We start from the raw sequence: 25,532 nt of genomic DNA, 5'->3' as shown, positions 1-25,532 counted from the left end.
CGGGGCCGTGCGATAGATTCGGCCTCCCCACGGCACCGTCCCGGCGCGTTCCGGGCCATCCTTTCCCACCCACGCGGAGACAGGCTTCTCAATGAGCGACATCGTCAACGGACTTGGCCGTACGAGCGCCTACGGCGCCCTCGGTCTGGTGCTGCTGATCCTCGGCATCGTCCTCGTGGACGTGCTGACGCCCGGGAAGCTCCCGAAGCAGATCTGGGAGGAGCGCAACCGCAACGCGGCCCTCCTGCTCAGCTCGGCGCTCCTCGGCATCGGCGGCATCGTCTTCACCTCGATCTGGACGACCTACGAGGACTTCGGCAAGGGCCTGCTGTCCACCGCCGCCTTCGGCGTGCTGGGCCTGGTCCTGATGGCCGTGGCCTTCCTGGTGCTGGACCTGGTGACCCCGGGCAAGCTCGGGGCCATCGTCGTCGACCCCGAGCCGCACCCGGCCGTGTGGGTCACCGCCTCCTGCAACCTGGCGGTCGCCGCCATCGTGGCCGCCTCCATCGCCTGACCGGCGTCCGGACCCGTACGACGACGAGAGCGCCGCTCCCCATGGGGAGCGGCGCTCTCGTCGTCGTACGGGTCCGGACGCCGCGCCGCGCCTACTGCCGGTACCCGCTCAGGAAACGGCCGATCCGGCTGATCGCCGCGTCCAGGTCGTCGGCGTACGGCAGCGTCAGGATCCGGAAGTGGTCCGGGCGCGGCCAGTTGAAGCCCGTGCCCTGGACGACCTGGATCTTCTCCCGCAGCAGCAGGTCCAGCACGAACCGCTCGTCGTCGTGGATCGGGTGCACCTTGGGGTCGATGCGCGGGAACGCGTACAGCGCGCCCTTCGGCTTCACGCAGGACACGCCGGGGATCTCGTTCAGCTTCTCCCAGGCGCGGTCGCGCTGCTCGAGCAGGCGGCCGCCGGGGCCTGTGAGGTCCTTGATGGACTGGCGCCCGCCGAGCGCGGCCTGGATGGCGTACTGGGCCGGGGCGTTGGCGCACAGCCGCATGGAGGCGAGCATGGTCAGCCCCTCCAGATAGCTGCGCGCGTGCTGCCGGGGGCCGCTCACCACCAGCCAGCCGGACCGGAACCCGGCCACCCGGTGCGTCTTCGACAGCCCGCAGAAGGTGAGGACGACCAGGTCGGGGGCGAGGACGGCGGCGCTGTGGTGGACCTCGTCGTCGTACAGGATCTGGTCGTAGATCTCGTCGGCGAAGACCATCAGCCCGTGGCGGCGGGCGAGTTCGAGGATGCCTTCCAGGACCTCCCTGGGATAGACGGCGCCCGTCGGGTTGTTCGGGTTGATGATGACCACGGCCTTGGTGCGGTCCGTGATCTTGGACGCCATGTCCTCCAGGTCCGGGTACCAGTCGGCGGACTCGTCGCAGACGTAGTGCACGGCCTTGCCGCCCGCGAGGGTGGTCACGGCGGTCCAGAGCGGGAAGTCCGGGGCGGGGATGAGGATCTCGTCCCCGTCCTCCAGCAGCGCCTGGACGGCCATGGAGACCAGCTCGGAGACGCCGTTGCCGAGGAAGACGTCGTCCACCGTCACATCGGCGAGGCCGATGGCCTGGTAGCGCTGGACGACGGCCCGCCGGGCGGAGAGCACACCCCGCGCGTCGGTGTACCCGTGGGCCTTGGGGAGCATCCGGATCATGTCCTGGACGATCTCCTCCGGCGCCTCGAAGCCGAAGGCGGCCGGGTTGCCGGTGTTGAGGCGCAGCACGCTGTGACCCGCCTCCTCCAGCGCGTTGGCGTGTTCGATCACCGGGCCCCGGATCTCGTAGCAGACCTCGCTGAGCTTGCTCGACTGCCGGAACTCCATGCCGTGCCCTCCCTGTTCCCGCTGTTCCCGCTGTTGCGTACTCCGGTCCCGTACCGCTCCGGACTTCCAGCTTGGTTTTACCAAGTGAGAGCTTGGAAAGTCCAACATGTTGTCTAGACTGCGCTGCATGTCACCTCGTCAGCCACGCCGTCGAAGCTACGACCAGTACTGCGCCTCCGCCCGCGCCCTGGACGCCGTCGGGGACCGGTGGACCCTGCTGATCGTCCGGGAACTGCTGGCCGGCCCCCGCCGGTACACCGACCTCCACGCCGACCTGCCGGGCGTCTCCACGGACGTACTGGCGGGCCGGCTCAAGGACATGGAGGCGCAGGGCCTGGCCACCCGCCGCAAGCTCCCGCCGCCGGCGGCCGCGACCGTGTACGAGCTGACCGGGCGGGGCGCCGGACTGCTGCCCGTGCTCACCGCGCTCGCCGAATGGGGCGCCCCCGACCTCGCCGAGCGCCGTCCCACCGACGCGCTGCGCGCGCACTGGTACGCGCTGCCCCTGCTGCGCCGCCTCCCGGCGACCGGGGTCCCCGCCGTGGTCGACGTGGTCCTCGACGAGGGCGTGTTCCACGTCCGGCTCGGCGGCGACGGCCCGGCCCGGGGCGACGGGCCCGTCTACGGGGACGGGCCCGCCGGGGCGGCCGACGCCCGCCTCGTCCTCGACGCCGACACCTGCCGGGAGCTCGGCGAGGGCGTGCTCGGCCTGGCCCAGGCGGTCCGGGCGGGCCGCCTGGAGGTGCAGGGCGAGGGTCCGGTGGCCGCCGCGCTGCGCGGGGACTGACCCCGCTCGGCCTACGCCAGGCCCAGCGCGAACACCGCGAAGCCCGCCGCCAGCAGCCCCGCCACGGTACGGCGTACCGCCGGGGCCCGGCGGCCCCCGGCAGGGGCGGCCTCGAACCGGCGGGCGTACCGGGCGATGACGACCAGCAGCACCGCGAACACCGGCATCCACGCGGCCCGCGCCGCGATCCAGCCGAGGGTGTCGGGCGCGGTCGTCAGCCCGGGTACCGCGCCCGCGAGCGCGCCCGGGACGGCCGCCGCCAGCATCGCGGTCTGGTGCCAGCACAGGACGGTCATCGCGGACAGGTTGACCACCACGACCGGCGCCCACAGCGCCGGCCGGGCCAGCAGCCCCGCCAGCCGGTCCCGCAGCAGGACCGCCGCCCCCGACTGCGCCGAGGCCAGCGCCAGCACCAGCAGCGACGGCGGATGCGAGTTGGTCCGCGCCTCGCCGGGCACCCCGACCATCGACGCCGGGTAGTGGAAGACGAGCAGCAGCACCGCGAACAGCGCCGCCCCGCCCGCCAGCAGCAGCCACGCCCCGCGCCGCCCGATCCGCCGCCCGCCCCACGCCACGCCCAGCTGGTACGCGAACAGCCAGCCCGGCAGCACGTTCAGCACGGACAGCCAGGACGGCACCGAGCCTTCGAGCGGCCCGTAGCGCAGGAAGTCCACCACCGCGACCGACCCGAGCAGCGGGGCCGCCGCCCACCCGCCGAGCCGCTCCGCAGCCCGCACGCAGTACGGGGTCAGGGCCGTCACCACCGCGTACACCCCGACGAACCACAGGGGTTGCACCACCAGCGTGGCCCCCGTCCGCAGGGTCGCCTCCGGCACGCCCGCCGCGTACAGCGCGGGCGCGGCCAGCGCCCACACCGCCGTCACCCCGAGCACCGGCCGCCCCAGCCTGACCATCCGCCCCTTCAGCCACGCCCCGGTCGAGCCGGTGCGGCGGCCGAAGGAGAGCACCGAGGCGTAGCCGCCGACGAGGAAGAAGACGCCGAGCATCTGGAGCACCCAGCTCGCCGGGGCGAGGGCGCCGAAGGCGGACAGCGGGCTCGCGTTGTGCAGGCCGCCGTCCGCGTCGAGGGTGAACCCGCCGAGCAGCCAGTGGCCCGTGGGCACCGCCAGCAGGGCCAGCGCCCGCAGGCCGTCCACGGCCCGGTCGCGGTGGGCGGGCGTCCGCCGGTCGATCCGCTCGGCCGCGTCCCGCAGCACGGACAGCGCGCTCATCGGACCTCCCCCTTCGCTATCGCGGCGAACGCGGTCAGGGACCGGGTGCCGGGCACGAAGTAGCCGGTGTGGCCCCGGACGTCGCCGGCCGGCACCCGGCGGGCGCCGAAGGCGGGGGAGACCGGGTCCGCGCCGTGGCCGAGGCCCGCGAACTCCACGCTCGGCACGTCCGCGATCCAGTCGGAGGGCCCCGGGCCGCCCAGACGCGGGCCCGGGTGCCCAGAGCCGCGGCGGTGTCCGCGCGCATGCCGGGGGAGCCGAGGACCACCACGTCGGCGGCGTCCGTGTGACGGGCCGCCAGCCCGCAGACCACCGAGCCGTAGCTGTGGCAGAACAGCACCGGGTCGGGCGCCCCGACCGCGTCCAGTCCGGCGGTGAACCGGGCCAGCCGGACCGCCCCCGCCTCCGCCAGCCGGCCGGTCGCCGCGTCCAGGCCGACCCCCACCGGGGTGGTGTAGCCCGTCCACGCGACGACGGCGGTCCCGTCGCCGGCGGCCGCCCGCAGCGCGCGGGCCATCCCGGCCGGACCGGTGTGCGGGGCCCGCGCGGAGTCGTGCGTGCCGGCGTCGTTGTCCGACCCCGGTACGACCACCGAGACGTGCGCCGCGCGCTCCAGGTCCCCGAACACCTCGGCGACCTGGCCCCGCCCGCGCGGGTCGAAGGCCAGGACCTGCCGGCCGGGCGCGGCGAGGGGGGCGTAGCGGGCCTCGCCCGTGGCGAGGACGGCCAGCCGGTTGGCCTCGTACCGCAGGGGGAGCGGCGCCCCGTCCAGATTGCCGACCACGAGCGGGTGGGCCCGTACCAGCTCCCGGCGCGCCTCCCCGTCCAGTCCGGCGAAGAACCGCGCCACCTCGTACGGGGACGCCCCCGCCGGATCGGGCAGCGCCCGCCCGCCCACCGAGCCGGCCCGCCAGGCGGCACTCCCGGGCGGAGGCCCGGTGACGGCCGGCCGGGAGTCACCGGCGGCCCACCCCGCGGTCCCCGCGACGACGGCCACCGCCAGCGCTGCCGCGACGACCGTCCTACCGAAGCGGCGCATGCCCCTTCCCCCTCTCCTCGAACCGGCACCCGTGGCGGGCCGGTGACGAGGAGGAAGGTAGGAAGGAGGTACCCGCCCGCACGTCACACCGTGGAGCCAAGCCGCATGTCATACCCCGGTAGGGGGTGGAGGAGACGGCCCCGGACGCGCGGAGGGGGCACCCGCCGGTGCGTTCGCCGCCTGGGTGGCGGGTGCGCTGCGGGTGCCCCCTCGGGGACGGTACTCGGGGCCGTCAGCGGGTGGCGGCTGCCTCCAGGAGGACGTCCACCAGGCGCTCCGCGGCGTCCGGGCGGCCGTACGCGCGGGCGCGGTCGGCCATGTAGGCGCGGCGGTTGGGGTCGGTGAGGAGCGGGCCGACCGCCTCGGCGAGGCTCTGGCCGGTGACCTCGCCCAGCAGCGCGACGGCGGCGCCCGCGTCGGCCAGGTGCTGGGCGTTGTGCGCCTGCTCGTTGCCGGCCGAGGTCGCCAGCGGGACGAACACCGCCGGCTTGCCCAGCGCGGTCAGCTCGGCCAGCGTGCCCGCGCCGGAGCGGGACAGCACCACGTCGGCGAGCGCCAGGACGTCCGGCAGCTCCGGGCCGACGAAGCCCGTCACGTGGTAGCGGCCCGCCAGGACCGGGTCCAGGCCGGAGGCCGCGAACCGCAGCTCGTCCACGTTGGCCGGGCCGCACTGGTGGATCACGTTCGCGTGGCTCAGCAGCCACGGCAGCACCTCGCGCACCACGCCGTTGATCTGCTGGGCGCCCTGCGCGCCGCCGGTGACGTAGACGGTCGGCAGGCGGCGGTCGAAACCGGTGAGGTTCAGCGCGTGCACGGCCTTGTCGGGGTGCCCGGACAGCACCTCCGGGCGGACCGGGTTGCCGGTGACGACGGCGCGCCCGCGGACGTCCTCCGGCAGCAGCGGCAGCGAGGACTCCGAGGAGACGGCGATCCGGGTGGCCGAGCCGGCCAGCTTCCGGTTGGCCAGGCCGAGGCGCACGGTCTGCTCGTGCAGCACCAGCGGGCGCTTGCACATCCGGGCCGCCAGTCCGGCCGGCACCGCGACGTACCCGCCGGTGGCGAGCACCACGTCCGGGGCGAACTCGGACACGATCGTGCGGGCCTGGGCCACGCCGAGCGGCACCTTCGCCATGTCCTTCATGTTCGCCGCGGACAGCATCTTCAGCGGGTTCGCCGAACGGCGGATCTTCCCGGTGGCGACGGTCTTGAACGCGATCCCCTCGGCGGGGGCGACCCGGGCCTCCAGGCCGTCGGCGGTTCCGATCCACAGCACGTCCAGGGTGCTGCCGGCGGCCGCGAGACGGCCCTGCAGGGTACGGATCGCGGTCAGGGCGGGGTAGGTATGCCCACCGGTCCCCCCGCCAGTGACGAGCAGCCGGAAGGAACGGGGAAGCGCGGAAGAAAGGTTCACCCCGCCACCCTAACCGCCCTGCTGGGGCGGCCAGCGGCGCCGGGTGGCCCGACGCGGACCGCACGGCGGGGCGCATGCCTTGTCAACCGCCTGGCAATGCGGACAATACGCCCGTGCCTCCCGCTGGAAGGGGAGCCTAGCCGGAGTCGCCCGGGCGGACCAGGCCCGCCTCGTACGCGAAGATCACCGCCTGCGCCCGGTCGCGGAGGTCCAGCTTCCCCAGCACCCGGCCGATGTGCGTCTTCACCGTCTGCTCCGCCAGCACCAGATGGGCGGCGATCTCCTGGTTCGACAGCCCCCGCGCGATCAGCTCCAGCACCTCCGTCTCGCGCGGCGTCAGCCCGTTCAGCCGCAGCGCCGGATCCTTGCGCGGCGCCGGCCGCTGCCGCACGAAGTCCGCGATCAGCCGGCGGGTCACCGACGGCGCCAGCAGCGCCTCGCCCGACGCGACCACCCGGACCGCCGCGATCAGGTCCGCCGGCGGGGCGTCCTTCAGCAGGAACCCGGACGCGCCCGCCCGCAGCGCCTCGTACACGTAGTCGTCGATGTCGAAGGTGGTCAGCATCAGCACCTTCGGCCGGTGCGTCACCCCCGGCGGCGGGTCCAGCAGCTCGCGGGCCGCGGAGAGCCCGTCCAGCTCCGGCATCCGTACGTCCATCAGCACCACGTCCGGGTGCAGCGTGCGCGAGACCAGGACCCCCTGGCGGCCGTCGGGGGCCTCGCCCACCACGTCGATGTCGGCCTGCGCCGAAAGCAGCGCGGCGAACCCCGCCCGGACCATGGCCTGGTCGTCGACGATGATCACGCGGATGGTCAACTGGGCTCCTCAGTGCGGGAGTCGGGCGGATCGAGCGGAAGCCGGGCGGCCACCCGGAAGCCGCCCTCGGGCAGCGGGCCCGCGTCCAGGGTCCCGCCGGTCAACCGTACGCGCTCGCGCATCCCCACCAGACCGTGCCCCGTCCCGGCACCCTCCAGCCCCGCCACCGCCTCCCGGGCCGGGCCGTTGACGACCAGGACCAGCACCTCCCCGTCCTCCTCGGAGTACGTCACCGAGACGCGGGCCGGCGCGCCCGGGGCGTGCCGCACCACGTTGGCGAGGGCCTCCTGCACGATGCGGTAAGCCGACAGGTCCACGGCCGGCGGCACCGGCGCGTCCGCCAGTCCGGCCGCCAGGGAGCACTCCACCGGCTGCCCCGCCCGTACCGTCGCCTCCACCAGCTGCTGGATCCGCGCGATGCCCGGCTGCGGCGCCCGCTCCCCGTCCGCGCCACCGGAGCCGGAGCCCGAGTCGCCCCGCAGCACCGTCAGCAGCCGCCGCATCTCGCCCAGCGACTCGCGCGCACTGGCCGCGATCGCCGCGAACTCCTCCCGCACCGGCTCCTCCATGCCGGGCAGCCGGTACGGCGCGGAATCCGCCTGCACCGTGATCACCGACATGTGGTGGGCCACCACGTCGTGCAACTCCCGCGCGATCCGGGCCCGTTCCTCCAGCAGGGTGCGCCGGGCCCGCTCCGCCTCGCTGATGCTCTCCTGCTCGGCGACGCGCTGCCGCGCGTCCCCCAGCCCGCGCAGCGCGCCCGTCACCGCCAGCACGCAGCCGCTCAGCACGAACAGCAACGCCACGGTGTTCGTCACCCCGGCCGGCGGGAAGAAGCCGAGCACCACCCCGGCCGCGCCCGTCGCCAGCCCCACCCGCACCAGGGTCCGCACCGGCTCGCGCAGCCCCAGGCACACCATCAGCGCCAGGTACCCGACCACCACCATCGGCGTCCACGGCCAGGAATGCCCGGCCACCCGGTCCGCCCAGGTCAGCAGCACCGCGCCCAGGACGTCCGCGAGCAGCACGGCAACCCAGGCCGCCACCGGACGCGACACCGCGAGCAGCAGCGGCACCGTCTGCGCCACGCCCAGCGCCCCGGCCAGGCCTCCGCCCATCCCGTAGTCGTTGGTCAGCACCGCGATCGTCACCGGCAGCAGCGACACCACGAAGACGCCCATCACGGCGAAGGGCAGCATCCGCTGCCACGCCCTGGGCGCCCGCGCCAGCAAGGGCTCGCCCGCCCGCGCGGGCGTCCGCAACGCCACGGCGAACTGCGCGAACGCGCCGGGAGGCGCCGCCGGCCCCCGGGTCCTCGCGGCCGCCCGGTCTCCCGCGCCCGTCTTCCCCGTACCGGCCGGCTTGCGCACTCTCAGGCTCATGATCCCGCCAGCCTATGCGCAGGCGCCGCCGCCCGGGGATCCGCCGCCTCCTCGTTCCCCCGGCGCATCCCGCTCGTTGAGCGGGCATGGAGCTGCTGCCGACCATCGCGGGGCCGGGCGTCGGTGAACGGGCCGACGCCGCTGCCGACGCCGCCTGCCACCTCTACGACGCCGTCGCGCCCTGGAGCGGCGCAGGGCCCGGAGGCTGGCCCGCCGGGTGGAGCCGGACCGCCGCCGAGGACGCCGCCGAGACCATCGAGACCACCGCGCACGCCCTGGCGTACGTCCACCCGCGCGCGGAGGTGATCCTCGCGCCGGTGCACGCCGCCCTGGCGGACCTGCGCCGCCAGCTGGAACTCGCCCCGGCCGACCCGCTGACCGCCGCGGGCGTCCCGGTGACCCCGCGCACGGTCGGCAACCCGCGCCGCACCCGCTGGGAGCGGGTGGTCACTGCACCAGTGCCCCGGCAACCGCCGTCTGGTACAGCTTCCTGATCTCCGCTCCGAAGTAGGAGCTGTACGAGGTGTCCGCCGTCGGCCCGCCCGTCTTCCAGCCGCCGATCACCCCGACGACGTCCCCGGTCATCGTCTGCGCGTCGTAGCGGGCGAGGAAGGGGCCGCCGCTGGTCCCGCCCGGATAGCCGGTGCAGTCGATCCTCAGGAAGGACCCGGGGCTCTTCGGGTCCCCGCTGGTGAACTTGGTCGTCTTGTTCACGCAGGTCCGCGGGCGGGCGGCCGCCGCCGGATGGCCGATCAGGGTGACCTTGGGGTGGTTGAAGGTGGCCCCGGTGACGAGCCGGTTCCCGCCGACGACGTCCTCCACCGGGAGGCCGTCGGCGCCCGGCCCGACCTGGGCGAAGGCCACGTCGAGGGTGGCCGCCCGGTCGGGCCCGTCGGTGCGGTACCGGGGGGCGATCCACACCTTCGACCGGCCCGCGGCGTTCCGCAGTACGGGGAAGAGCCCGTACGGGCGCGGTTTCGCACGCGTGTACTGCGGTACGAAGGCCACCTGGCGGGTGTCCGTGCCGAGCAGGCAGTGCGCGGCGCTGAGCACCATGTCGCGGCTGGGGGAGGAGACCACGCTGGCGGTGCAGAAGTAGGCGCCTGTGCCCTGCATGACGAACATCCGGCCGACCACCGGGATCCCGTTGAAGTCCTGCCCGACGCCGTTCACGGCCGGCACCGCCGCCTTGCCGGGCGCGGGCGCGGGCTCGGGCGTAGGCGCGGGCTCGGGAACGGGTGCCGGTACGGGTGCGGCGGGCTCGGCCGGCGGCTCCGGTGCCGGTACGGGCGGCGCGGGCGTGGCGACCCCGGGGCCGGGCACGGCCGCGCCGGGCGCCTCGGGGACGGGCACGGCGGCGTCGGGGGCGGCGGGCGTGGCCGACGCGGCCGGCCGGGCCGGGTCGGGCGCCGGGGACGGGGCCGACGCCGGGGACGGGGCCGGGGAGGCGGAAGCGTCCGCCGCCGCGGCGGTGTCCGCGCCCGGACCCGGTTCCGGTACGGGCAGGGCGGAGGCCATCCGGTCCTCCGTCCAGAAGGCGGTGGCCTCCCGCGCGGACCAGTGCTCGGAAGCCGCCTCGGCCCGCTCGCTCTTCGCGACGGGCAGCGCCCCGCCCGGCAGCATCAGGGCGGCGGCCGCCGCGGCCGCCGCGGTCGCCACCGTCAACAAACGTCGCATGTCTCGCTCGCTCCTGTCGTGACGGATCAGGCCTGATCCGAGGGAAACGGCCTAGACGGCCTGGGGGAAACGGAACAGACCGCCCGGGTCGTGGACCCGTCTGATCCCCTCCAGTCGGGGCAGGTTGGACCCGTAGTAGGCCTCGCGCCAGCCGGTGAGTTTCGGGTCGGCGTAGTTCTGGTAGGCGCGGCCGCCCGCCCACGGGCGCAGGTCCCGCCACAGCCCGTCGAGCCAGCCCTGGTGCCGGGAGACCTCGGCGGCCGTCGCCGACCGGGGCCAGTACGCGAGGTACTGGGCCAGGAAGGCGCTGTCCCGGTGCACGAACGCGGTGGCCGCGGCGGGCACCCGGTTGACGGCCCCGCCGCACACCCCGTCGAACTGGACCACCCCGAACCCGCCGCCCGGCGCCTCGCGCCCGTAGCGCCCGATCGCGGCGAGCGCCGCCGCCACCGCGCCGTCCGGCAGCCCGCCGCCGCCCCAGAAGTCGGAGCGGGCGGCGTACGAGTCCCGGCCCAGGCGCCCCCGCGGATCCCGGCCGGGCAGCCGCCCCGGCAGCCTGCACTGCCCCGGACCGCGGTCCGCGCACCCGGCCATGGCCCGCACGGTGTCCCCGTAACCGCGTACGGCGAACCAGCCGTCCCGCGGCTCCCGGCCCACCAGTCCGGCCAGCCGGGCCAGTTCCCGCTCCAGCTCCGCGCGTCCGTCCAGGCAGACGGCCCGGAAGGAGGGGACGGCGTCCCGGCCGGCCTCCACGGTGAACTCCACCTGGCTCCAGAACGGGTCCGGCAGCCCGCCCAGCCAGCGCTGCCAGCCCCGCACCACCGCCGCCGAGTCCCCGGCGGGCCAGTGCAGTTCGGCGTACGCGGCGTCGCCGACCGGATGGGTGCGCAGCCTGAGCTCGGTGACCACGCCGAAGTTGCCGCCCCCGCCGCCGCGCAGCGCCCAGTACAGGTCGGGGTCCCGGTCGGGGCCGACCTCGCGGACCACCCCGTCCGGGGTCACCACGCGGGCGCCGGACAGCCGGTCGGAGGTGGTCCCGTACGCCCGCGAGCCCAGCCCCAGCCCGCCGCCGAGGGCGAGCCCGGCGATGCCGACGGAGGGGCACAGCCCGGCGGGGACGCCCAGGCCGCGCGCGGCGAGGGCCTCGTGCACCTCGACGAGCCGGGCCCCCGCGCCGACCCGCACCTCGTCGCCGTCGGCCGTCACGGCGGCCATCGCCCCGGTGTCCACCACCAGCGCGCCGGCGGCCGTCGACCACCCCGCGTAGCTGTGGCCGCCGCCGCGCGGCACCACGGCGGCGGCGGAGCGGCGGGCGAAGTCCAGGCAGACGGCCACGTCCCCGGCGTGCGCGGGGTAGGCCACGGCCCCGGGCGCGACGGTGTCGTAGCGGGGCTGGAACAGCTGCCGGGCCTCGGCGTAGTCCGCGTCCCCCGGCAGGACCAGCCGTCCGTCCAGCGCGCGGCCGAGGGCCGCGAAGTCGGGCCCGGTCCCGGCCGCCGTACGCGCACCCGGCCGCGTCCCGCCGTCCCGGACTCCGTCCGCCCGCGCGCCCGTCCCGGTGGCGGCGACGAGGGCGGCTGCCGTACCCGCGAGGACGCGGCGGCGTGGAAGGCTCATCCCTCCTTCCTGCCACCGCCGGGCCCGATCGCCGAGCAGGCGGGCCCGCCGCGCGCCGCTTCCCGCCCGAACGGACCACGGCCGGGCCCCTGCCGGGCCGGAGGGCGGCCCCCGCAAGGGCTTTAACGTTCCGTCAACGCCGCCAGCGCCGCACGGGCCGCGCTCTCGCCCTCCTCGTACGCGTGGGCCCGCGCCTCCCGGACGGCGTCGTCGAGCTGGCGCACCGCCTCGCCCCGGTGGCCCGTCGCGGCCAGCGCCTCGCCGTACAGGGTGCGCAGCACCACCCGCCGGGGCGCCGCCGCGGGCGGGGCCGCCAGGGCCAGGCCGCGGACGGCGTGGTCGGCCGCCGCCTCGGGCGCGCCCACGGTCAGCATGTGCTCGGTGAGGTGCTGGTGGGCCAGGGCGGCCGTGTCGGGGCGGCCCGCCCGCTCGGCCAGTTCGAGCGCCGAACCCAGCAGTTCCGCGGGCCGGGCGCGTTCGCCCGTCCGTACGAGGGCGACGGCGAGGTTGATCCGGGCGATGGCCTCCGCGTTGGCGTCGCCCGCCAGCGCCGCGAGGCCCGGTGCCAGCTCCAGCTGCGCGAGGGCCTCCTCGGGCCGGCCCTCCTCGGACAGCACCCAGCCCAGCAGGGCCCGGGCGCGCGACTGGGCGCCGGGGTCCCCGTCGGCCTCGGCGCTGGCCAGCGCCTGTTCGAGCAGGGGCACCCAGTCGTCGCGGACCTGCCACACGATCAGCGGCCACTGGAGCAGCACCAGCCGCCAGGCGCGGTCGTGCAGCCCGGCGGCGACGGCCGACTCGACCGCGCCGCGCAGCGCCTCCCGCTCGGCGGAGAGCCATGCCAGGGCGTCCGTACGGTCGGCGAACGGCCGCACCGGGACGGCCCGCCGGGTCCCGGCGGGCAGCGCGCAGCAGGGCTCGCTGCCCGGCTCGGCGGTGGCGCAGGCCGCGAGGAGCGTGCGCAGCCAGTGGTCGAGCAGCCGCAGCAGCCCCTCCGGGTCGTGGCCGGGCGTCAGGCTGCGGGCGTAGAGCCGTACCAGGTCGTGCAGTACGTACGACTGCGGGCCCGCCTCCACCACCAGCTGGGCGGAGGCCAGCTGGTCGAGGGCGGACGCGGCCTGGCTGGGCAGGCAGCCGGCGAGCGCGGCGGCGGTGCGGACGTCGAGGGCGGCCCCGGTGTGCGGTCCGAGCTGGTGGAACATCCGCCGGGCGGGCTCCGGCAGGTGCTGGAGCGTGAGGCGGAGCGCGGCGGCGACCCCGGTGTTGCCCACGTTCAGCAGGTCCAGCCGGGTGTGCTCGTCGGCGAGTTCGCCGGCGAAGGCGGCGAGACCCTGGTGCGGGCGGGTGGCGAGCCGGGCCGCCGCCACGCGCAGGGCCAGCGGCAGGCCGTCGCACAGCCCGGCGAGGCGCGCCGCGGCCTCCGGCTCGGCCTCGACCAGGTCCGTGCCGAGGACCGCCGCGAGCAGCTCGGTGCACTGTTCGGCGGGCAGCTCGCGCACCGGTACGGGACGGGCGGCGTCGGTGACCACCAGCTCGCCGAGCCGGCTGCGGCTGGTGACGAGGGTGACGCAGTCGTCGCCGCCGGGCAGCAGCGGCCGCACCTGTTCGGAGTCACGGGCGTTGTCGAGCACCACCAGCATCCGGCGCCCGGAGGTCAGCTCCCGGTACCGGGCGCCGAGGGCCTGCGGGGAGTTGGGCATCCGCTCGGCCGGGAGGCCCAGCGCGAGGAGGAACTCGCGCAGCACGGAGGTGGTGTCCCGGGCCGGGATGGGGCTGTAGCCGTGCAGATCGGCGAAGAGCCGGCCGTCGGGGAAGTCCGCGCGGTGCCGGTGCGCCCAGTGCAGGGCCAGAGCGCTCTTCCCGACGCCGGCGCTGCCGGTGAGCATGACGACGGGGCCGGGGTCGGCGGCCGTGGCGGCGTCGAGCGCCGCCAGCTCGGCGGTGCGGCCCGTGAAGCCGCCGGGGCGGCGCGGCAGCAGCTGGGGTCCCGCCACCGGCGGGACGGCCGGGGGCGCCTGGCCGTGCGCGGGGCGCGCCGCGCCTGCCGGGTCGGGCCCGCCGGCGGTCGGCGTCGACCCGGCGGCTCCGGCGGTCGCGCCGGTGCCGGCGCCGCCGGTACCCGTCGCCCCGGAGCCGGAGCCGGAACCGGAACCGGAGCCGGCGGTGCCCGTGCCGGCGGTGCCCGTGCCGGCCCCGGCGGCCGCGGCGCCGCTCCGGCCGGCCCCTCCGCCGCCGGGCTCCCCGGCCGCCCTGGCCGTCGTGCAGGCCACTCCGGCCGCCACCGCCACGGGGGCCGTCACGGCCCGTACGGGTTCGCCGGCCCGCAGGAGAGCGGTGTACGCGTCCGAGAGCACCGCTCCGGGATCGACGCCCAGCTGGTCGGCGAGGAGTTCCCGCGTGCGGTGGTACCAGTCCAGGGCGTCCGACTGCCGGCCCGACCGGCCCAGCGCCAGCATCAGTGCCGCGACCAGCGGCTCCCGCAGCGGGTGCAGCACGGCCTCCTCCCGCAGCAGGGCCACCGCGGCGGCGTCCTCGCCGAGCAGCGAGTGCGCCCCGGCCAGCTCCTCGACGGCGGCCAGCCGCAGCTCGTCCAGCCCGTGCGCGGCGGCCTCCAGCAGGGGCCCGCCCACGGTCCCGCCCAGCGCGGGCCCCTCCCACAGCGCGAGGGCCTCCCGCAGCAGGCGTACCGCCCGGGCCGGTTCGTCCTCTTCCCGGGCGAGCCGGTGCAGCCGCTCGAAGCGGTGCGCGTCCACCAGGGACTCGGGCAGCCGCAGCGCGTACGCGGGCCCCTGGGTGAGGAGCTCGACCCCGTGGGCGGCCGCGCCGTGCTCGGCGAGCAGGGCCCGCAGCCGCGAGACGTGGCCCTGCAGTACCGTTCTGGAGTGCCGGGGCGGGTCCTCGTCCCAGAGAGCACGGGTCAGCCGGTCCACTCCGACGGCCGCGTTGGGCCGCAGCAGGAGCATCGCCAGCAGGCTCCGCCGCTTGGCGGGACCCAGCTGCACCGGCCTCCCGCACTCCGCCACCACGGAAACCGCCCCCAGCACGCGGAACTGCATGCATGCCCCTTCCATCTGCTCTTCCCCGACCGAGCATATGTCTCCGCATTTCGGCGGATGAGGGGGCTCCCGGCCAATCGCTCCCGGCCCGCGCCCAACCCCGGGCCGGCCCGCACCGCCCCGGACCTGCGGCGACGGGTGGACGGACAGCGGAACGACAGCGCCACGCAAGGGCCGTTGACGCTTCCTTAGCCGGCCGTTAGGGGCGCGTTTGCGGGCACCGGCAGGCTTTTCCACGCCGGGCGGCCGGCACCGCGGAACCCGTCCTCCCAGCCCCGTGGGGGCGGGGGTCCGGTCGGGCCGCCCGGCATCCTCCGCAACACGAGTGGGAAACAGGGAGTCACTTTCATGGCCTTATCCATCGTCCGTGTCTCAGCCCTCGCGGCCTCCACCCTCGCCCTGGCGGGCGTCGCCCTGACCGGTGTGGCCTCCGCCGCCCCGGCGTCCGCCCCGGCGTCCGGCCCGGCCCCGGCGGCCGCCGCCGGCTACTGCCACGTGTCCGGCCTCGGCGGCGACTACATCTGCGAGTACGGGGAGGCCTGGCAGACCTTCCCGAACGGGACCCGGCAGGTCTTCATCGTCGGCACCGACTTCGCGGTGTGGACCCGGTTCAGCAACACGAGCGGCGGCTGGTCCGGCTGGCAGTCGCTGGGCGGCGAGGTCCGCAGCGGTGTCCGGATCGAGGGCAACAACACCTGGACCCCGACGATCTCCGTCGTGGGCATGGACGGCGAACGCTGGTTCCGCCACCGCCTGAGCAGCGGCAGCTGGACCGGCTGGCAGAGCTGACCGCTCTCCCCGAAAGCACCGGGCGCGGACGGCGGCGCTGCACCTCCGCCGCCCCGCCCGGCCCCCCACCGCGCGGCGCGCGGGCCCAGGGGGGGTGTCCGCGAAGTCGCGCCTGCCCCGCGACGCCCGGCACGCCGAGAGCACGCACCGGCCGCCGCGGGGCCCGCCCTCCGGGCGGACGTCGCCACTTCGGGGACACCCCCTGGTCCGGCCCGCGCGCCGGGCGCGGCCGCGTCCCGACCCGGAGCCCACGCGCCGCGGGCCTCCCGCGCCCCCGTCGTTCCCCGGGCCGTGCGCCTCATGCGGCCGGTTCCCGCGGGTCCTTGCGGGCCAGCAGGAACCCCTGCGGCCCCTGCTCGCCCGTGCCCGGTCCCCGTACCATCCGGGCGACCTCCGCCAGCCCCGCCCCGGCGAGCAGCGGGGCGACCAGCTCCGGCGGGGTCCCGTACACGTCGAGGTCGACCGGATGCCCGTAGGCGTGCTCCAGTCGGCGCCGCCCGTCCCCCGCCTCGAACGCGACCAGCACATGGCCCCCGGGCGCCAGTACCCGGGCGAACTCCGCGAAGACGGCCGGCAGTTCCCCCGGCGGCGTGTGCACGGTGGAGTACCAGGCGAGGACCCCGCCCAGCACCCCGTCCGCCATGTCCAGCCCGGCCATCCTGCCCACCTCGAACCGCAGCCCCGGATAGCTGCGCCGGGCCACCGCCACCATCGCGGGGGAGAGGTCGACGCCGAAGGCCCGTACGCCGAGGCCGTCCAGGTACGCCGTCACCCGGCCGGTGCCGCAGCCCAGGTCCGCGACCGCCCCGCCGCCCCCGCCGCGCACGTACTCGGCGAAGGCGTTCAGTACCGCCCGGTCCAGGGGCCGGCCGTCCAGATCACCGCTCAGCAGCCGGGCGCAGTCGACCGCGACGGTGTCGTAGGACGCCTGGACGGCACTGAGCCGCGAGGTCTGTGTCATGCCCCCGGACAGTAGCCCGTCCGGCCGAACGGCTCACCCACGCGGCTCCCCGCCCCCGGCGAGCGGCGGCGGCAGCTCCGCCCACTGGTCGCCCGGCACCCCCGGACTCAGCCGCATCAGGGTGAGCGCCTTCACCGGCAGCGGCCCGCTCCGCAGCGCGGCGGCGTCGGCGGTGGGCTCCGCCGCGTCCAGCCCGGCCGCCAGGCACTCGGCGAACGCCCCGGCCGAACCGGCCGCCCCGGCGATGGCCCCGGCCGCCAGGGAACCGAACAGCTTGCGCCGCAGCACCGTCCCGTCGTCCGTGACCAGCCGCCCGGAGAGGGGCGGCACCGGCAGGCCGTGCCGGGCGAGCCGGGCCGGGCTGATCCGGATGTCGGCCAGGTCGCGGTAGACCAGGCGCAGCGGGCTCCCGTCGGCGGCCAGCACCACCAGCAGGTTCTGCCCGTGCGCCTCCAGCGCCACCCCGAGGTCCAGCACCCGCAGGCACACCGACAGCGCCAGCCGGGCGAACGCGGCCCGCCAGGCCGCGGAACCGGCCAGCTCCGTGCCCGCGAGCGCCGCCACCGGCACGACCCGCTCGCCGGGACCCGCGTACGCCTCCGGGGGCTCGCGGAGCACCGCCGCCAGGTCCGGGCTGTACGCGGTGGCCGCGCCCAGGGTGCGGGTGATGTGCAGCCGTCCGTCGAGCCGCTCGGTCAGGGCGTGGGCGAACGCGGAGACCACGGCGGCCGTTTCCACCGAGTAGGCGGAGATGTCCCGGACGGAGGAGGTCAGCCGGGTGCTCAGCGCCGTCTTCACATGGGGGCCGCCCGCCGCCGGGGCGAGGGTGCGCAGCGCCATCAGCGGGTGCGCCGCGAACCCCGGCAGGACCTCCTCGCCCTTCAGGACGTGCTCGGCCTGCCAGGGGTGGACCGGCACCAGGATCCGGTCGCCGTCGCGCAGGTGCTCCGGCCACTCACCGGCCACCAGGCACTCCGCCGCCCGGACGGGGACCAGCCCGAGCTCCACCACCGGCCGGTGCTCCGGTGCGTACGCCAGCTGCTCGGCCACCGTGAAACCGGGGCGGGACCGGCAGTTCGGGTGGTACGGGTGCCCGTCCACCACCCGCTGTTCCCACTCCCAGCCGGCCGACGGCTCCGGCCGCTCCCCGCCCGGCTGCCCCGCCCGGGACAGGGCCAGGGAAGCGGTGCTGTCGTCGAGTTCGGCGGCGAAGGCGGCGCCGTGCGGCACCCGCAGCGCCTCTACCAGCCGGGCCGCCTGCCGGTGGGGCCGCCCGTCGAGCAGCACCTCGGCGACGCGCGAGCCCGTGGCGTACGGGTCGGGCCGCGGCCCCTCCAGCCGCCCGCCCCCGGCCAGCCGCAGGGTGAGCGAGTCCGGCCCCTGCTCCCGGCCCGTCACCCACGGCAGCGGTTCGAAGGCCAGCGCCCGCCACAGCCGGGTCAGCACGGCGGAGCGGGCCCCGTCCAGCGAGGCCTCGTACGCGGCCCCCAGCCCGGGCCGTACGCCGGCCAGCGCGACCGCGACGGCCTCCTCGGCGGCGGTGGCGGGGGAGTGCCCGGGGTCGGGCGGGGAAACGTGCCTGCTGCGGTCCAGGGGTCCGGTCCTTTCGGGGCGTTCAAACGATGATCACTTCATCATCGCGGATACTGAAGATCACAACCGGTGGTCCTTCCCGCGCACCGCCGGCACACCGCAGACGGACCGAATGGAACCAGTGGACCTCAACACCGCCGCCGACGCCCACAGCGCCGCCCCGCTGCTGAACTGCCTGCTCAGGGAGGTGGCCGAGGCGGAGGGCGGGCAGGTCCACCGGCTGCGCGGCAGCGGCCGGCTGCTGCGGGTCTCCGGCGGCCGCCGGCCGTCCGGCGCGGAGCTGCGCACGGCGGACGGCTGGCACCCGCTCGGACACGCGGAGCTGGTCAAGCTGGTCTCCGACGAACTGCTCCGCTACACCGGCGTCTCCAACGACGAGCTGCCCGGCGAGATCGACGACAGCCGCGGGGCCGTCGCCGCGCTGCTGGCCGCGCGGGCGGCCGCCGAGGTGCCCGAGGACCCGTACGTCCGCTCCGAACAGGCCCTCGTGACGGGCCATCCGCACCACCCTGCGCCCAAGGCCCGGGGCGGCGCGCCCGCCGCGAGCTGGCTGCCGTACGCCCCCGAGGCGCACACCCGCTTCCCGCTCGTGGTGCTCGGGCTGCGCGAGGACCAGGTGGCCGAGGAGGGCGGCCCGGCCGCCGCCGGGGCGGTCGACGCGCTGACCGGGATCCTCGACGGCCCCCGACCGCCGGCCGGTTACCGGGCGCTGCCCGCGCACCCCTGGCAGCTGGAGCTGACCGCCGGACGCCGGGAGCTGCGCGAGGCCTTCGCCGACGGGCGGCTGCTGCGGCTCGGTCCGACCCGGCTCCCGGTGTGGCCGACCGCCTCCGTGCGGACCGTCTACGCCCCGGGGCCGGACGCCGACCTGTTCGCGAAGTTCAGCCTCGACGTCCGGATCACCAACGACGTGCGCCGGCTGTGGCGCCACGACCTGCTGAAGCTGCGCCGCACCGACTCCGCCGTGGAGGCCGGCTTCGCCGATCTGCGCCGCCGCACCGGATCGAACGCGGTGTGGCTGGCCGACCGCGGCTACCGCACCGCCTCCTTCGCCTTCGAGGAGCTGGCCGTCCTGGTCCGCGACGGCCTGCGCGGCACGGTGGCGGCGGGTGCGGTGCCGCTGCTGTCCGCCGCCCTCGCGGAGGGCTTCCCCGGCAGCCCGCTGGAGTCCGCGCCCGACCCGGCCGGCTGGTGGCGGGCGTACCTGCGCCATGTGGTGCCTCCGGTCCTGGACCTGTTCGCCCGGCACGGGATCGTGCTGGAGGCCCACCTCCAGAACTGCCTGGTCGCCGTGGACGACCGGGGCACGCCGGTGCAGGCCCTCTTCCGCGACGCGGAGGGCGTGAAACTCCCCGGGGACATGCCGCGCGAGGGCGCCTGGCAGCGGCTCGTGTACTGCCTGGTCGTCAACCACCTCGCGGAGGTGGGCGGAGCGCTGGCCGAACGGCACCCCGGGGCGGCCGCCGGGGTGTGGCCGGCGGTCCGTGAGGAACTGCTGCGCTACGACGCCGCGCACGGCCTGCCGGAGATCGCGGAGCTGCTCACCGCCCCTGCGCTTCCGGCCAAGACGAACCTGCTGCTGCGCTGGACCCGGGCGGACGGCGCCGACGCGCGCTACCTGCCGCTGCCCAACCCGCTGCGGGGGGAGTGAGCGGGCGGCGGACGGGCGTGGAATTCGGCCAAGGTGGGCCGGGCCGCCGGAACCCCCATGTCGAAAGGTATAGACCAATGCTAGGTTGGTCGGGCAGACCGCGCAGTCCTTGACCACCCGTCAGAGGAGAAGCCATGCCCTCCCCTTCGCGGGGCGGCGGCCCGGCCGCCATGCCCAAGTACCAGCGGATCGCCGCACAGCTGCGGGACGAACTCGACCGTGCCGCCCGGACCTCCGGCGGGAGACTGCCCTCCGAACGCACCCTGGCGGCCCGCTACGAGGTCAACCGGCAGACCGTCCGGGCCGCGCTCCAGGAGCTGCGCGCCGACGGACTGGTCGTCACCGGCCGCCGTGGCACCCGGGCCGCGGTCCTGCCCGGCTCCGGGCGCGCCGCCCCCGCCGCGCGCGCCGGTTCCCGGACCGCGCCGCCGCCCCGGCAGCCGGGACCCGGCCCCCGGCTCACGCGGACCCGGCTCGCCCTGGTCACCGTGCCGCCCTCGCTCGCCGGGCTGCTAGGGATGGGCGGCGGGGAACGCACCCTGGTCCACCACCACCACGTGTACGCGCCGGGCGGGCGCGCGGTCCGGCACACCGTGACGTACCTCTGCCCGCGCACCGTGGCCCGCACCCCGGAGCTGGCGGCCTACCTCGACCGGCCGGACGGGGCCCGGGGCGAGGACCTCCGGCCGCTGCACCGCTGGCTGGAACGGGCCGCCGCGCGCGGCCGGACCTCGGAGACCATCACGATGACCCGCACCAGCCACCCGGCCGGCGCGGCGCCCGCCTGCGGGCTGTCGGTGCGCCGGACCGTGCACGACGGCTCCGGCCGGCTGCTGGCCGTCACGGACCTGGCGTTCACCGACTGGGACCGGCTGACCTTCCACCGCGAGCCCGAGGCCATCGCCTTCCGCGTGACGTAGCGCACATCGCGTGTCCGCGGCTGGGGCCGGTGGGGCGCCCACGGGTGGTGGGCCGCTGCGCGGGGGAGGTCCCCTACCCGCCCTTCGCCCGTTCCCCGGGGCTGCGCTCCGGACCCCCTTGGGGGCTCCGCCCCCAGCTACCGCCGGGAGGTGCCCCCGGCGCCTCGTACGCCGGGCGGGCCGGACGGGGCCCCTACCGCCCAGGCCTCCTCGCCGCCCGCGGCGCCGGGGGTCCCTCCAGTGGTCGCCGGGGGAGGCTCTGCCTCGAAGCCCCCGGCGCCGTCGGCCCGCTCGGCGCCCCCGGCCCCCGTGGAGCCCCCGGCGGGCGCGGCGCCGGTGAGCAGGGCGAGCAGGCCCGCCACCTGTACCCCCGCCTCCGCGGGGTGGCGGAACATCGCCCCCGCCGAGATCTCGTAGCGGTTGCGCCGCCCGTCCCGGGCCCGCCGCAGGTACCCGTCCGACTCCAGGTCGGCCACGATCGCCTGGACCGTGCGCTCGGTGAGCGCGCACACCAGGGCGACGTCCCTCAGCCGCGCCGCCGGATCCCGGGCGATGGTCACCAGCACGCGAGCGTGATTTGTGAGAAATGTCCAGTTCTGTCGGCGTGTCATGCTCCCCATCCCGTCATGATGCGGCACGTGTTTCCCGTGAAACAAGACACGAAAAGGTTTTCCGGCATTTCTTGACGTGTGAGCGGAACCGGGCCAGAGTCGAGGGCGTCAAGGTCCCGCGCCGCAAGCCGACCAGCCCAAGGAGCGAACCCCCATGCCGGTCCCCGCCCACCATTCCCATACCGCCGCCCTCGCCGAGGCCCGTACCCCCGGCCCCCGCCTCCCCTCCCCCCGCCGGAGCGGCAGGGCCGCTGCCCGTGCGGCAGGCCTGCCCCGCATCGACGAGCCGCGCGAGGTGGCCCCGGCGGACGCCCGGGAGCTGTCGAAGGCGTTCTTCCGGCGGCTGCGAGAGCTGGAGGAGGGTACCGCCGAGCGCCAGTACGTGCGCAACACCCTGATCGAGATGAACGCCTCGCTCGTCCAGTACGCCGTGCGCCGCTTCCGCGGCCGCGCCGAAGGGGCCGCCGGTGACGTCGACGACCTCGTCCAGGTCGGCACCATCGGCCTGATCAAGGCCATCGACCGGTTCGACCCGGCCCGCGAGAACGAGTTCGCCACCCTCGCCATGCCGTACATCACGGGCGAGATCAAACGCCACTTCCGCGACACCGCCTGGGCCGTCCACGTCCCGCGCCGGCTCCAGGAGCTGCGCATCGACATGGCCAAGGCGAAGGAGGAGCTGACGGTCCGGCTCGACCGCTCGCCCACGGTCGGCGACCTCGCCGCCCACCTCGACCTCACCGAGGAGCAGGTCATAGAAGGGCTGGTCGCCGCCAACGGGCACACCAGCGGTTCCCTCGACGCCCCGCACGCCGAACACGGCGACGGCCCCGCCGAGGGGCACACCCTCGCCGAGGTGCTGGGCGAGGAGGAGCCGGCCCTGGAGCTCGTCGAGGACATTCAGACCCTGGCCCCGCTGCTGGAGCGGCTCAGCGACCGCGAACGCACCATGCTCCGGATGCGCTTCGGCGAAGAGCTGACCCAGGCCCAGATGGGGGCCGCCCTCGGCATCTCCCAGATGCAGGTCTCCCGGCTCCTCACCCGGCTCCTCGCCCACCTGCGCACTTCCATGCTCGCCGACCCCGATCCGGCTCCCGGACAGCCCGGCCGCTGACGCACCTCACCCCCTTCCCTCGCGTGAGTTGGATCACTTCACCGTTTGCGCCGGTGAAGGCCGGGCATGCGGGCCGCTGGAGCGGAATCGTGTGCTCCGGCCGGTGGGCCGGAGCGGCTCGGTCCGCGCGGGCCGATCCCGCCCCGCTCCCCGGCCCGCGGCCCCCGGCGGCGGGCCGGTCCCGGTACGACCCGCGAGGTGTATGTGTCCACGCTCCAGGCCGAGCACGTCTACAAGGTGTTCGCCAGACGACCCGACCGCCGGGCGGCCGCGGTCCGCGCGCTCGAACGCGGCGCCGACCGCGACGACCTGCGTGCCGAAGGCACCACGGCGGCGGTGATCGACGCCTCGTTCCGCGTCGAGCCCGGCCAGATCTTCGTGGTCATGGGCCTGTCGGGCTCCGGCAAGTCCACCCTCCTGCGGATGCTCAACGGACTGCTGGAGCCCACCTCCGGCCGCATCCTCTTCGACGGCGAGGACCTCACCGCGCTGAGCCCGCGCGAGCTGCGCCGCGTACGCTCCACCCGCGTCTCCATGGTCTTCCAGCACTTCGCGCTCTTCCCGCACCGCGACGTACTGGCCAACGCCGCCTACGGCCTGGAGGTCCAGGGCGTCCCCCGGGCCGAGCGCGAACGCCGCGGCGCCGAGGCGCTCGCGCTGTGCGGGCTCGGCGGCTGGGAGAACTCCTGGCCCGACGAGCTCTCCGGCGGCATGCAGCAGCGCGTCGGACTCGCCCGAGCCCTGGCCACCGACGCCGACCTGCTCCTGATGGACGAGTCCTTCAGCGCCCTGGACCCGCTGATCCGCCGCGACATGCAGGACCAGCTCCTCGAACTCCAGCGGACCCTGAAGAAGACCATCGTCTTCATCACCCACGACCTCAACGAGGCCATGCGCATCGGCGACCGGGTCGCCGTCATGCGCGACGGCCGGATCGTCCAGCAGGGCACCCCCGAGGACGTCCTCACCCGCCCCGCCGACGACTACGTCGCCTCCTTCGTCCAGGACGTGGACCGCTCCCGGGTCCTGACCGCCGACGCCGTCATGGACGAGCCCGCAGAAGACGCCGAAGCCTGCGGCTGCCCCACCGTCAGCGCCGACACCCCGCTCGCGGACCTCTGCTCCGTCAGCGCCCGCGTCCCCCACCCGGTCGCCGTCACCGGCGCGGACGGCGCCGTCGTCGGCTCCGTGCCCAAGGACCGGCTCGTCGCCTTCATCGGCGACGAGCAACGGCCCCCCATGGCCTGCGCGGAGGTGGCCGCCTGATGCCCCGCCTGCACCTCGGAGCCTGGGCCGACAGCGCCGTCGACTTCCTCCAGCGCCACCTGTCCTGGCTCTTCGACACCGTCAGCGCCCTGGTCGGAGGCCTCTACGACGGCGTGAACGCCGTGCTGTCCGCCCCCGCACCGCTGCTCTTCGCCGGGCTCCTCGCCCTCGCCGCCTGGTGGCTGCGGGGTCTGCTCGCGGGGCTGCTCGCCTTCGCGGCCTTCGCCCTCGTGGACTCCGTCGCACTGTGGGACGAGGCCATGGCCACCCTGTCCCTGGTCCTCGTCGCCACCCTCGTCACGCTGGCGTTCGCGCTCCCGCTGGGCATCTGGGCCGCGCGCTCCGACCGCGTCAGCGCCGCCCTGCGGCCCGTGCTGGACTTCATGCAGACCATGCCGGCCATGGTCTACCTCATCCCCGGCATCATCTTCTTCGGCGTCGGCGTGGTCCCCGGGATCATCGCCACCATCGTCTTCTCGCTGCCGCCGGGCGTACGGATGACCGAACTCGGCATCCGCCAGGTGGACGCCGAACTGGTCGAGGCCGCCGAAGCCTTCGGCACCACCCCGCGCGACACCCTCGTACGCGTCCAGCTGCCGCTGGCCCTGCCCACGATCATGGCGGGCGTCAACCAGGTCATCATGCTCGGCCTGTCCATGGTCGTCATCGCCGGCATGGTCGGCGGCGGCGGACTCGGCGGCGCCGTCTACCGGGCCATCGGCAGCGTCGACATCGGCCTCGGCTTCGAAGCCGGCCTGTCCATCGTCGTCCTCGCCATGTACCTGGACCGGATGACCGGCGCCCTCGGCCGCCAGGTCTCCCCGGTCGGCCGCCGGGCGCAGGCCCTGGCCCGGTCCGCCGCGAGCGGCACGGCCCGGCTGTGGAACCACCGGCCGCAGCCCGCGTACGCCGTCACCGCCGCCGTCGTCCTCGCCCTCGTCGCGGGCGGCCTGAGCACCTTCGGCGGCTCCGGCACCACGGCCGCCGCCACCGGCGCCGAGAACACCGGCAAGGGCCGCAAGGTCAGCATCGGCTACATCCCCTGGGACGAGGGCATCGCCTCCACCTTCCTGTGGAAGGAGCTGCTGGAACGCCGGGGCTTCGAGGTGGACGCCCGGCAGCTGGAACTCGGCGCGCTGTTCACCGGACTCGCCGGCGGCCAGGTCGACTTCCAGACCGACGCCTGGCTGCCCGTCACCCAGGCGCAGTACTGGGAGAAGTACGGGAACAAGCTGGACGACCTCGGCTCCTGGTACGGGCCCACCTCCATCGAGCTCTCGGTCCCCTCCTACGTGAAGGACGTGCGCTCCCTGGAGGACCTCAAGGGCAAGGGGGCCCGCTTCAAGGGCCGGATCATCGGCATCGAGCCCAGCGCCGGAGCCATGTCCGTCCTGAAGGAGAAGGTCCTCAAGGAGTACGGACTCGAAGGCGAGTACCAGGTCGTCGACGGATCCACCCCGGGCATGCTCGCCGAGCTCAAGCGGGCCTACGAGAAGAAGGAACCCGTGGTCACCGTGCTGTGGTCCCCGCACTGGGCGTACTCCGCCTACGAGCTGACCAAGCTGGCCGACCCCAAGGGCGTCTGGGGCGAGGGCGACGGCATCCACACCCTCGCCCGCAAGGGCTTCGCCGCCGACGAGCCCGAGATCGCCGCCTGGCTGCGCTCGTTCAAGCTGACCGAGGCCCAGCTCACCGGCCTGGAGGCGAAGATCCAGGAGACGGGCAAGGGCAAGGAGCAGCAGGCGGTCCGCGCCTGGCTGGCCGACCACCCGGAGGTGGCCGCGCTCGCCTGACG

At 75.9% G+C, this 25,532-nt stretch carries 20 protein-coding genes and 1 pseudogene; 9 read left to right on the top strand and 12 right to left on the bottom strand.

What is annotated here, in order from left to right; translation table 11 throughout:
• The first annotated feature begins 91 nt into the window (after window positions 1-91).
• Window positions 92-514: a DUF350 domain-containing protein gene (locus OG553_RS02100; RefSeq protein WP_125819052.1), complete on the top strand. Its 423-nt coding sequence runs from the start codon at window positions 92-94 to the stop codon at window positions 512-514.
• A gap of 91 nt (window positions 515-605) precedes the next feature.
• Here the strand turns inward: OG553_RS02100 and OG553_RS02095 are convergent, their stop codons facing one another.
• Entirely contained in the window at window positions 606-1,817 is a 1,212-nt protein-coding gene (locus OG553_RS02095) for a pyridoxal phosphate-dependent aminotransferase (RefSeq protein ID WP_405977285.1), read from the bottom strand.
• 127 nt (window positions 1,818-1,944) lie between these two features.
• Between OG553_RS02095 and OG553_RS02090 the strand changes: the two genes are divergently transcribed.
• Window positions 1,945-2,604: a winged helix-turn-helix transcriptional regulator gene (locus OG553_RS02090; protein WP_405977284.1), complete on the top strand. Its 660-nt coding sequence runs from the start codon at window positions 1,945-1,947 to the stop codon at window positions 2,602-2,604.
• Window positions 2,605-2,615: 11 nt separating this feature from the next.
• Here OG553_RS02090 and OG553_RS02085 read toward each other — a convergent pair whose 3' ends face one another.
• The 5 genes and pseudogenes from OG553_RS02085 to OG553_RS02065 form a co-directional block, all read right to left on the bottom strand.
• Window positions 2,616-3,836: an acyltransferase gene (locus OG553_RS02085; RefSeq protein WP_405977283.1), complete on the bottom strand. Its 1,221-nt coding sequence runs from the start codon at window positions 3,834-3,836 to the stop codon at window positions 2,616-2,618.
• Window positions 3,833-4,875, bottom strand: a pseudogene (locus OG553_RS02080) (alpha/beta hydrolase). Before OG553_RS02080 ends, OG553_RS02085 begins: the two are co-directional and overlap by 4 nt.
• Before the next feature lie 232 nt (window positions 4,876-5,107).
• Window positions 5,108-6,286 carry a UDP-N-acetylglucosamine--N-acetylmuramyl-(pentapeptide) pyrophosphoryl-undecaprenol N-acetylglucosamine transferase gene (locus OG553_RS02075; RefSeq protein ID WP_405977282.1) on the bottom strand — a complete coding sequence of 393 codons (1,179 nt, stop codon included), beginning with the start codon at window positions 6,284-6,286 and terminating at the stop codon, window positions 5,108-5,110.
• Window positions 6,287-6,422: 136 nt separating this feature from the next.
• A complete protein-coding gene (locus OG553_RS02070; protein ID WP_405977281.1) occupies window positions 6,423-7,103 on the bottom strand; it encodes a response regulator in 681 nt (226 codons plus the stop codon).
• A complete protein-coding gene (locus OG553_RS02065) occupies window positions 7,100-8,485 on the bottom strand; it encodes a sensor histidine kinase (protein WP_405977280.1) in 1,386 nt (461 codons plus the stop codon). Before OG553_RS02065 ends, OG553_RS02070 begins: the two co-directional genes overlap by 4 nt.
• 86 nt (window positions 8,486-8,571) lie before the next feature.
• Between OG553_RS02065 and OG553_RS02060 the strand changes: the two genes are divergently transcribed.
• Window positions 8,572-8,979, top strand: coding sequence for a hypothetical protein (locus OG553_RS02060; protein ID WP_405977279.1), 408 nt, complete (start codon window positions 8,572-8,574; stop codon window positions 8,977-8,979).
• Here the strand turns inward: OG553_RS02060 and OG553_RS02055 are convergent.
• The 3 genes from OG553_RS02055 to OG553_RS02045 form a co-directional block, all read right to left on the bottom strand.
• Complete coding sequence (locus OG553_RS02055; RefSeq protein ID WP_405977278.1) at window positions 8,933-10,162, bottom strand: hypothetical protein; 1,230 nt, start codon at window positions 10,160-10,162, stop codon at window positions 8,933-8,935. The two genes, OG553_RS02060 and OG553_RS02055, sit on opposite strands and share 47 nt — an antisense overlap.
• 51 nt (window positions 10,163-10,213) lie before the next feature.
• The gene (locus OG553_RS02050) at window positions 10,214-11,779 is read right to left on the bottom strand and encodes an FAD-binding oxidoreductase (protein WP_405977277.1); all 1,566 of its coding nucleotides are present in this window, start codon (window positions 11,777-11,779) and stop codon (window positions 10,214-10,216) included.
• 122 nt (window positions 11,780-11,901) lie between these two features.
• Window positions 11,902-14,832, bottom strand: coding sequence for a BTAD domain-containing putative transcriptional regulator (locus tag OG553_RS02045; RefSeq protein WP_405977276.1), 2,931 nt, complete (start codon window positions 14,830-14,832; stop codon window positions 11,902-11,904).
• A 348-nt stretch (window positions 14,833-15,180) separates the two neighbouring features.
• Between OG553_RS02045 and OG553_RS02040 the strand changes: the two genes are divergently transcribed.
• The gene (locus tag OG553_RS02040; protein ID WP_405977275.1) at window positions 15,181-15,621 is read left to right on the top strand and encodes a hypothetical protein; all 441 of its coding nucleotides are present in this window, start codon (window positions 15,181-15,183) and stop codon (window positions 15,619-15,621) included.
• Window positions 15,622-15,919: 298 nt separating this feature from the next.
• On the opposite strand, the gene OG553_RS02035 is transcribed toward OG553_RS02040, so the two are convergent.
• Both OG553_RS02035 and OG553_RS02030 read right to left on the bottom strand, forming a co-directional pair.
• Window positions 15,920-16,582 (bottom strand): class I SAM-dependent methyltransferase, encoded by a 663-nt coding sequence (locus tag OG553_RS02035; protein ID WP_405977274.1) that lies wholly within the window; start codon window positions 16,580-16,582, stop codon window positions 15,920-15,922.
• A gap of 33 nt (window positions 16,583-16,615) precedes the next feature.
• A complete protein-coding gene (locus tag OG553_RS02030; RefSeq protein ID WP_405982926.1) occupies window positions 16,616-18,175 on the bottom strand; it encodes an IucA/IucC family protein in 1,560 nt (519 codons plus the stop codon).
• Window positions 18,176-18,287: 112 nt separating this feature from the next.
• Here OG553_RS02030 and OG553_RS02025 point away from each other — a divergent pair, with 112 nt between their 5' ends.
• Complete coding sequence (locus OG553_RS02025) at window positions 18,288-19,826, top strand: IucA/IucC family protein (protein ID WP_405977273.1); 1,539 nt, start codon at window positions 18,288-18,290, stop codon at window positions 19,824-19,826.
• A 134-nt stretch (window positions 19,827-19,960) separates the two neighbouring features.
• A complete protein-coding gene (locus tag OG553_RS02020) occupies window positions 19,961-20,746 on the top strand; it encodes a GntR family transcriptional regulator (RefSeq protein ID WP_405977272.1) in 786 nt (261 codons plus the stop codon).
• A 137-nt stretch (window positions 20,747-20,883) separates the two neighbouring features.
• Here the strand turns inward: OG553_RS02020 and OG553_RS02015 are convergent, their stop codons facing one another.
• Window positions 20,884-21,312, bottom strand: a complete 429-nt coding sequence (locus tag OG553_RS02015) for a MarR family transcriptional regulator (protein ID WP_405977271.1) — start codon at window positions 21,310-21,312, stop codon at window positions 20,884-20,886.
• A 199-nt stretch (window positions 21,313-21,511) separates the two neighbouring features.
• On the opposite strand from OG553_RS02015, the gene OG553_RS02010 reads away from it, so the two are divergent.
• From OG553_RS02010 to OG553_RS02000, 3 genes are all read left to right on the top strand, one after another.
• Window positions 21,512-22,471 (top strand): SigB/SigF/SigG family RNA polymerase sigma factor, encoded by a 960-nt coding sequence (locus OG553_RS02010; RefSeq protein WP_405977270.1) that lies wholly within the window; start codon window positions 21,512-21,514, stop codon window positions 22,469-22,471.
• A gap of 204 nt (window positions 22,472-22,675) precedes the next feature.
• Window positions 22,676-23,737, top strand: a complete 1,062-nt coding sequence (locus OG553_RS02005; RefSeq protein ID WP_405982925.1) for a glycine betaine/L-proline ABC transporter ATP-binding protein — start codon at window positions 22,676-22,678, stop codon at window positions 23,735-23,737.
• Window positions 23,737-25,530 carry an ABC transporter permease/substrate binding protein gene (locus OG553_RS02000; protein WP_405977269.1) on the top strand — a complete coding sequence of 598 codons (1,794 nt, stop codon included), beginning with the start codon at window positions 23,737-23,739 and terminating at the stop codon, window positions 25,528-25,530. Before OG553_RS02005 ends, OG553_RS02000 begins: the two co-directional genes overlap by 1 nt.
• Window positions 25,531-25,532: the final 2 nt, after the last annotated feature.

The sequence above is a fragment of the Streptomyces sp. NBC_00158 genome (assembly GCF_045160885.1).
GTDB lineage: Bacteria > Actinomycetota > Actinomycetes > Streptomycetales > Streptomycetaceae > Streptomyces.
The sequence above is the reverse complement of the archived record's forward strand: the minus strand, read 5'-3'. Positions and strand labels throughout refer to the sequence as shown.

Excerpts from the sequence above, each read along its gene's own strand:
- OG553_RS02020 (WP_405977272.1), top strand. The coding sequence starts at position 19,961 with ATGCCCTCCCCTTCGCGGGGCGGCGGCCCGGCCGCCATGCCCAAGTAC.
- OG553_RS02035 (WP_405977274.1), bottom strand. The coding sequence starts at position 16,582 with ATGACACAGACCTCGCGGCTCAGTGCCGTCCAGGCGTCCTACGACACC.
- OG553_RS02095 (WP_405977285.1), bottom strand. The coding sequence starts at position 1,817 with ATGGAGTTCCGGCAGTCGAGCAAGCTCAGCGAGGTCTGCTACGAGATC.
- OG553_RS02045 (WP_405977276.1), bottom strand. The coding sequence starts at position 14,832 with ATGCAGTTCCGCGTGCTGGGGGCGGTTTCCGTGGTGGCGGAGTGCGGG.
- OG553_RS02040 (WP_405977275.1), top strand. The coding sequence starts at position 15,181 with ATGGCCTTATCCATCGTCCGTGTCTCAGCCCTCGCGGCCTCCACCCTC.
- OG553_RS02050 (WP_405977277.1), bottom strand. The coding sequence starts at position 11,779 with ATGAGCCTTCCACGCCGCCGCGTCCTCGCGGGTACGGCAGCCGCCCTC.
- OG553_RS02100 (WP_125819052.1), top strand. The coding sequence starts at position 92 with ATGAGCGACATCGTCAACGGACTTGGCCGTACGAGCGCCTACGGCGCC.
- OG553_RS02000 (WP_405977269.1), top strand. The coding sequence starts at position 23,737 with ATGCCCCGCCTGCACCTCGGAGCCTGGGCCGACAGCGCCGTCGACTTC.
- OG553_RS02085 (WP_405977283.1), bottom strand. The coding sequence starts at position 3,836 with ATGAGCGCGCTGTCCGTGCTGCGGGACGCGGCCGAGCGGATCGACCGG.
- OG553_RS02055 (WP_405977278.1), bottom strand. The coding sequence starts at position 10,162 with ATGCGACGTTTGTTGACGGTGGCGACCGCGGCGGCCGCGGCGGCCGCC.
- OG553_RS02065 (WP_405977280.1), bottom strand. The coding sequence starts at position 8,485 with ATGAGCCTGAGAGTGCGCAAGCCGGCCGGTACGGGGAAGACGGGCGCG.
- OG553_RS02010 (WP_405977270.1), top strand. The coding sequence starts at position 21,512 with ATGCCGGTCCCCGCCCACCATTCCCATACCGCCGCCCTCGCCGAGGCC.
- OG553_RS02060 (WP_405977279.1), top strand. The coding sequence starts at position 8,572 with ATGGAGCTGCTGCCGACCATCGCGGGGCCGGGCGTCGGTGAACGGGCC.
- OG553_RS02025 (WP_405977273.1), top strand. The coding sequence starts at position 18,288 with ATGGAACCAGTGGACCTCAACACCGCCGCCGACGCCCACAGCGCCGCC.
- OG553_RS02090 (WP_405977284.1), top strand. The coding sequence starts at position 1,945 with ATGTCACCTCGTCAGCCACGCCGTCGAAGCTACGACCAGTACTGCGCC.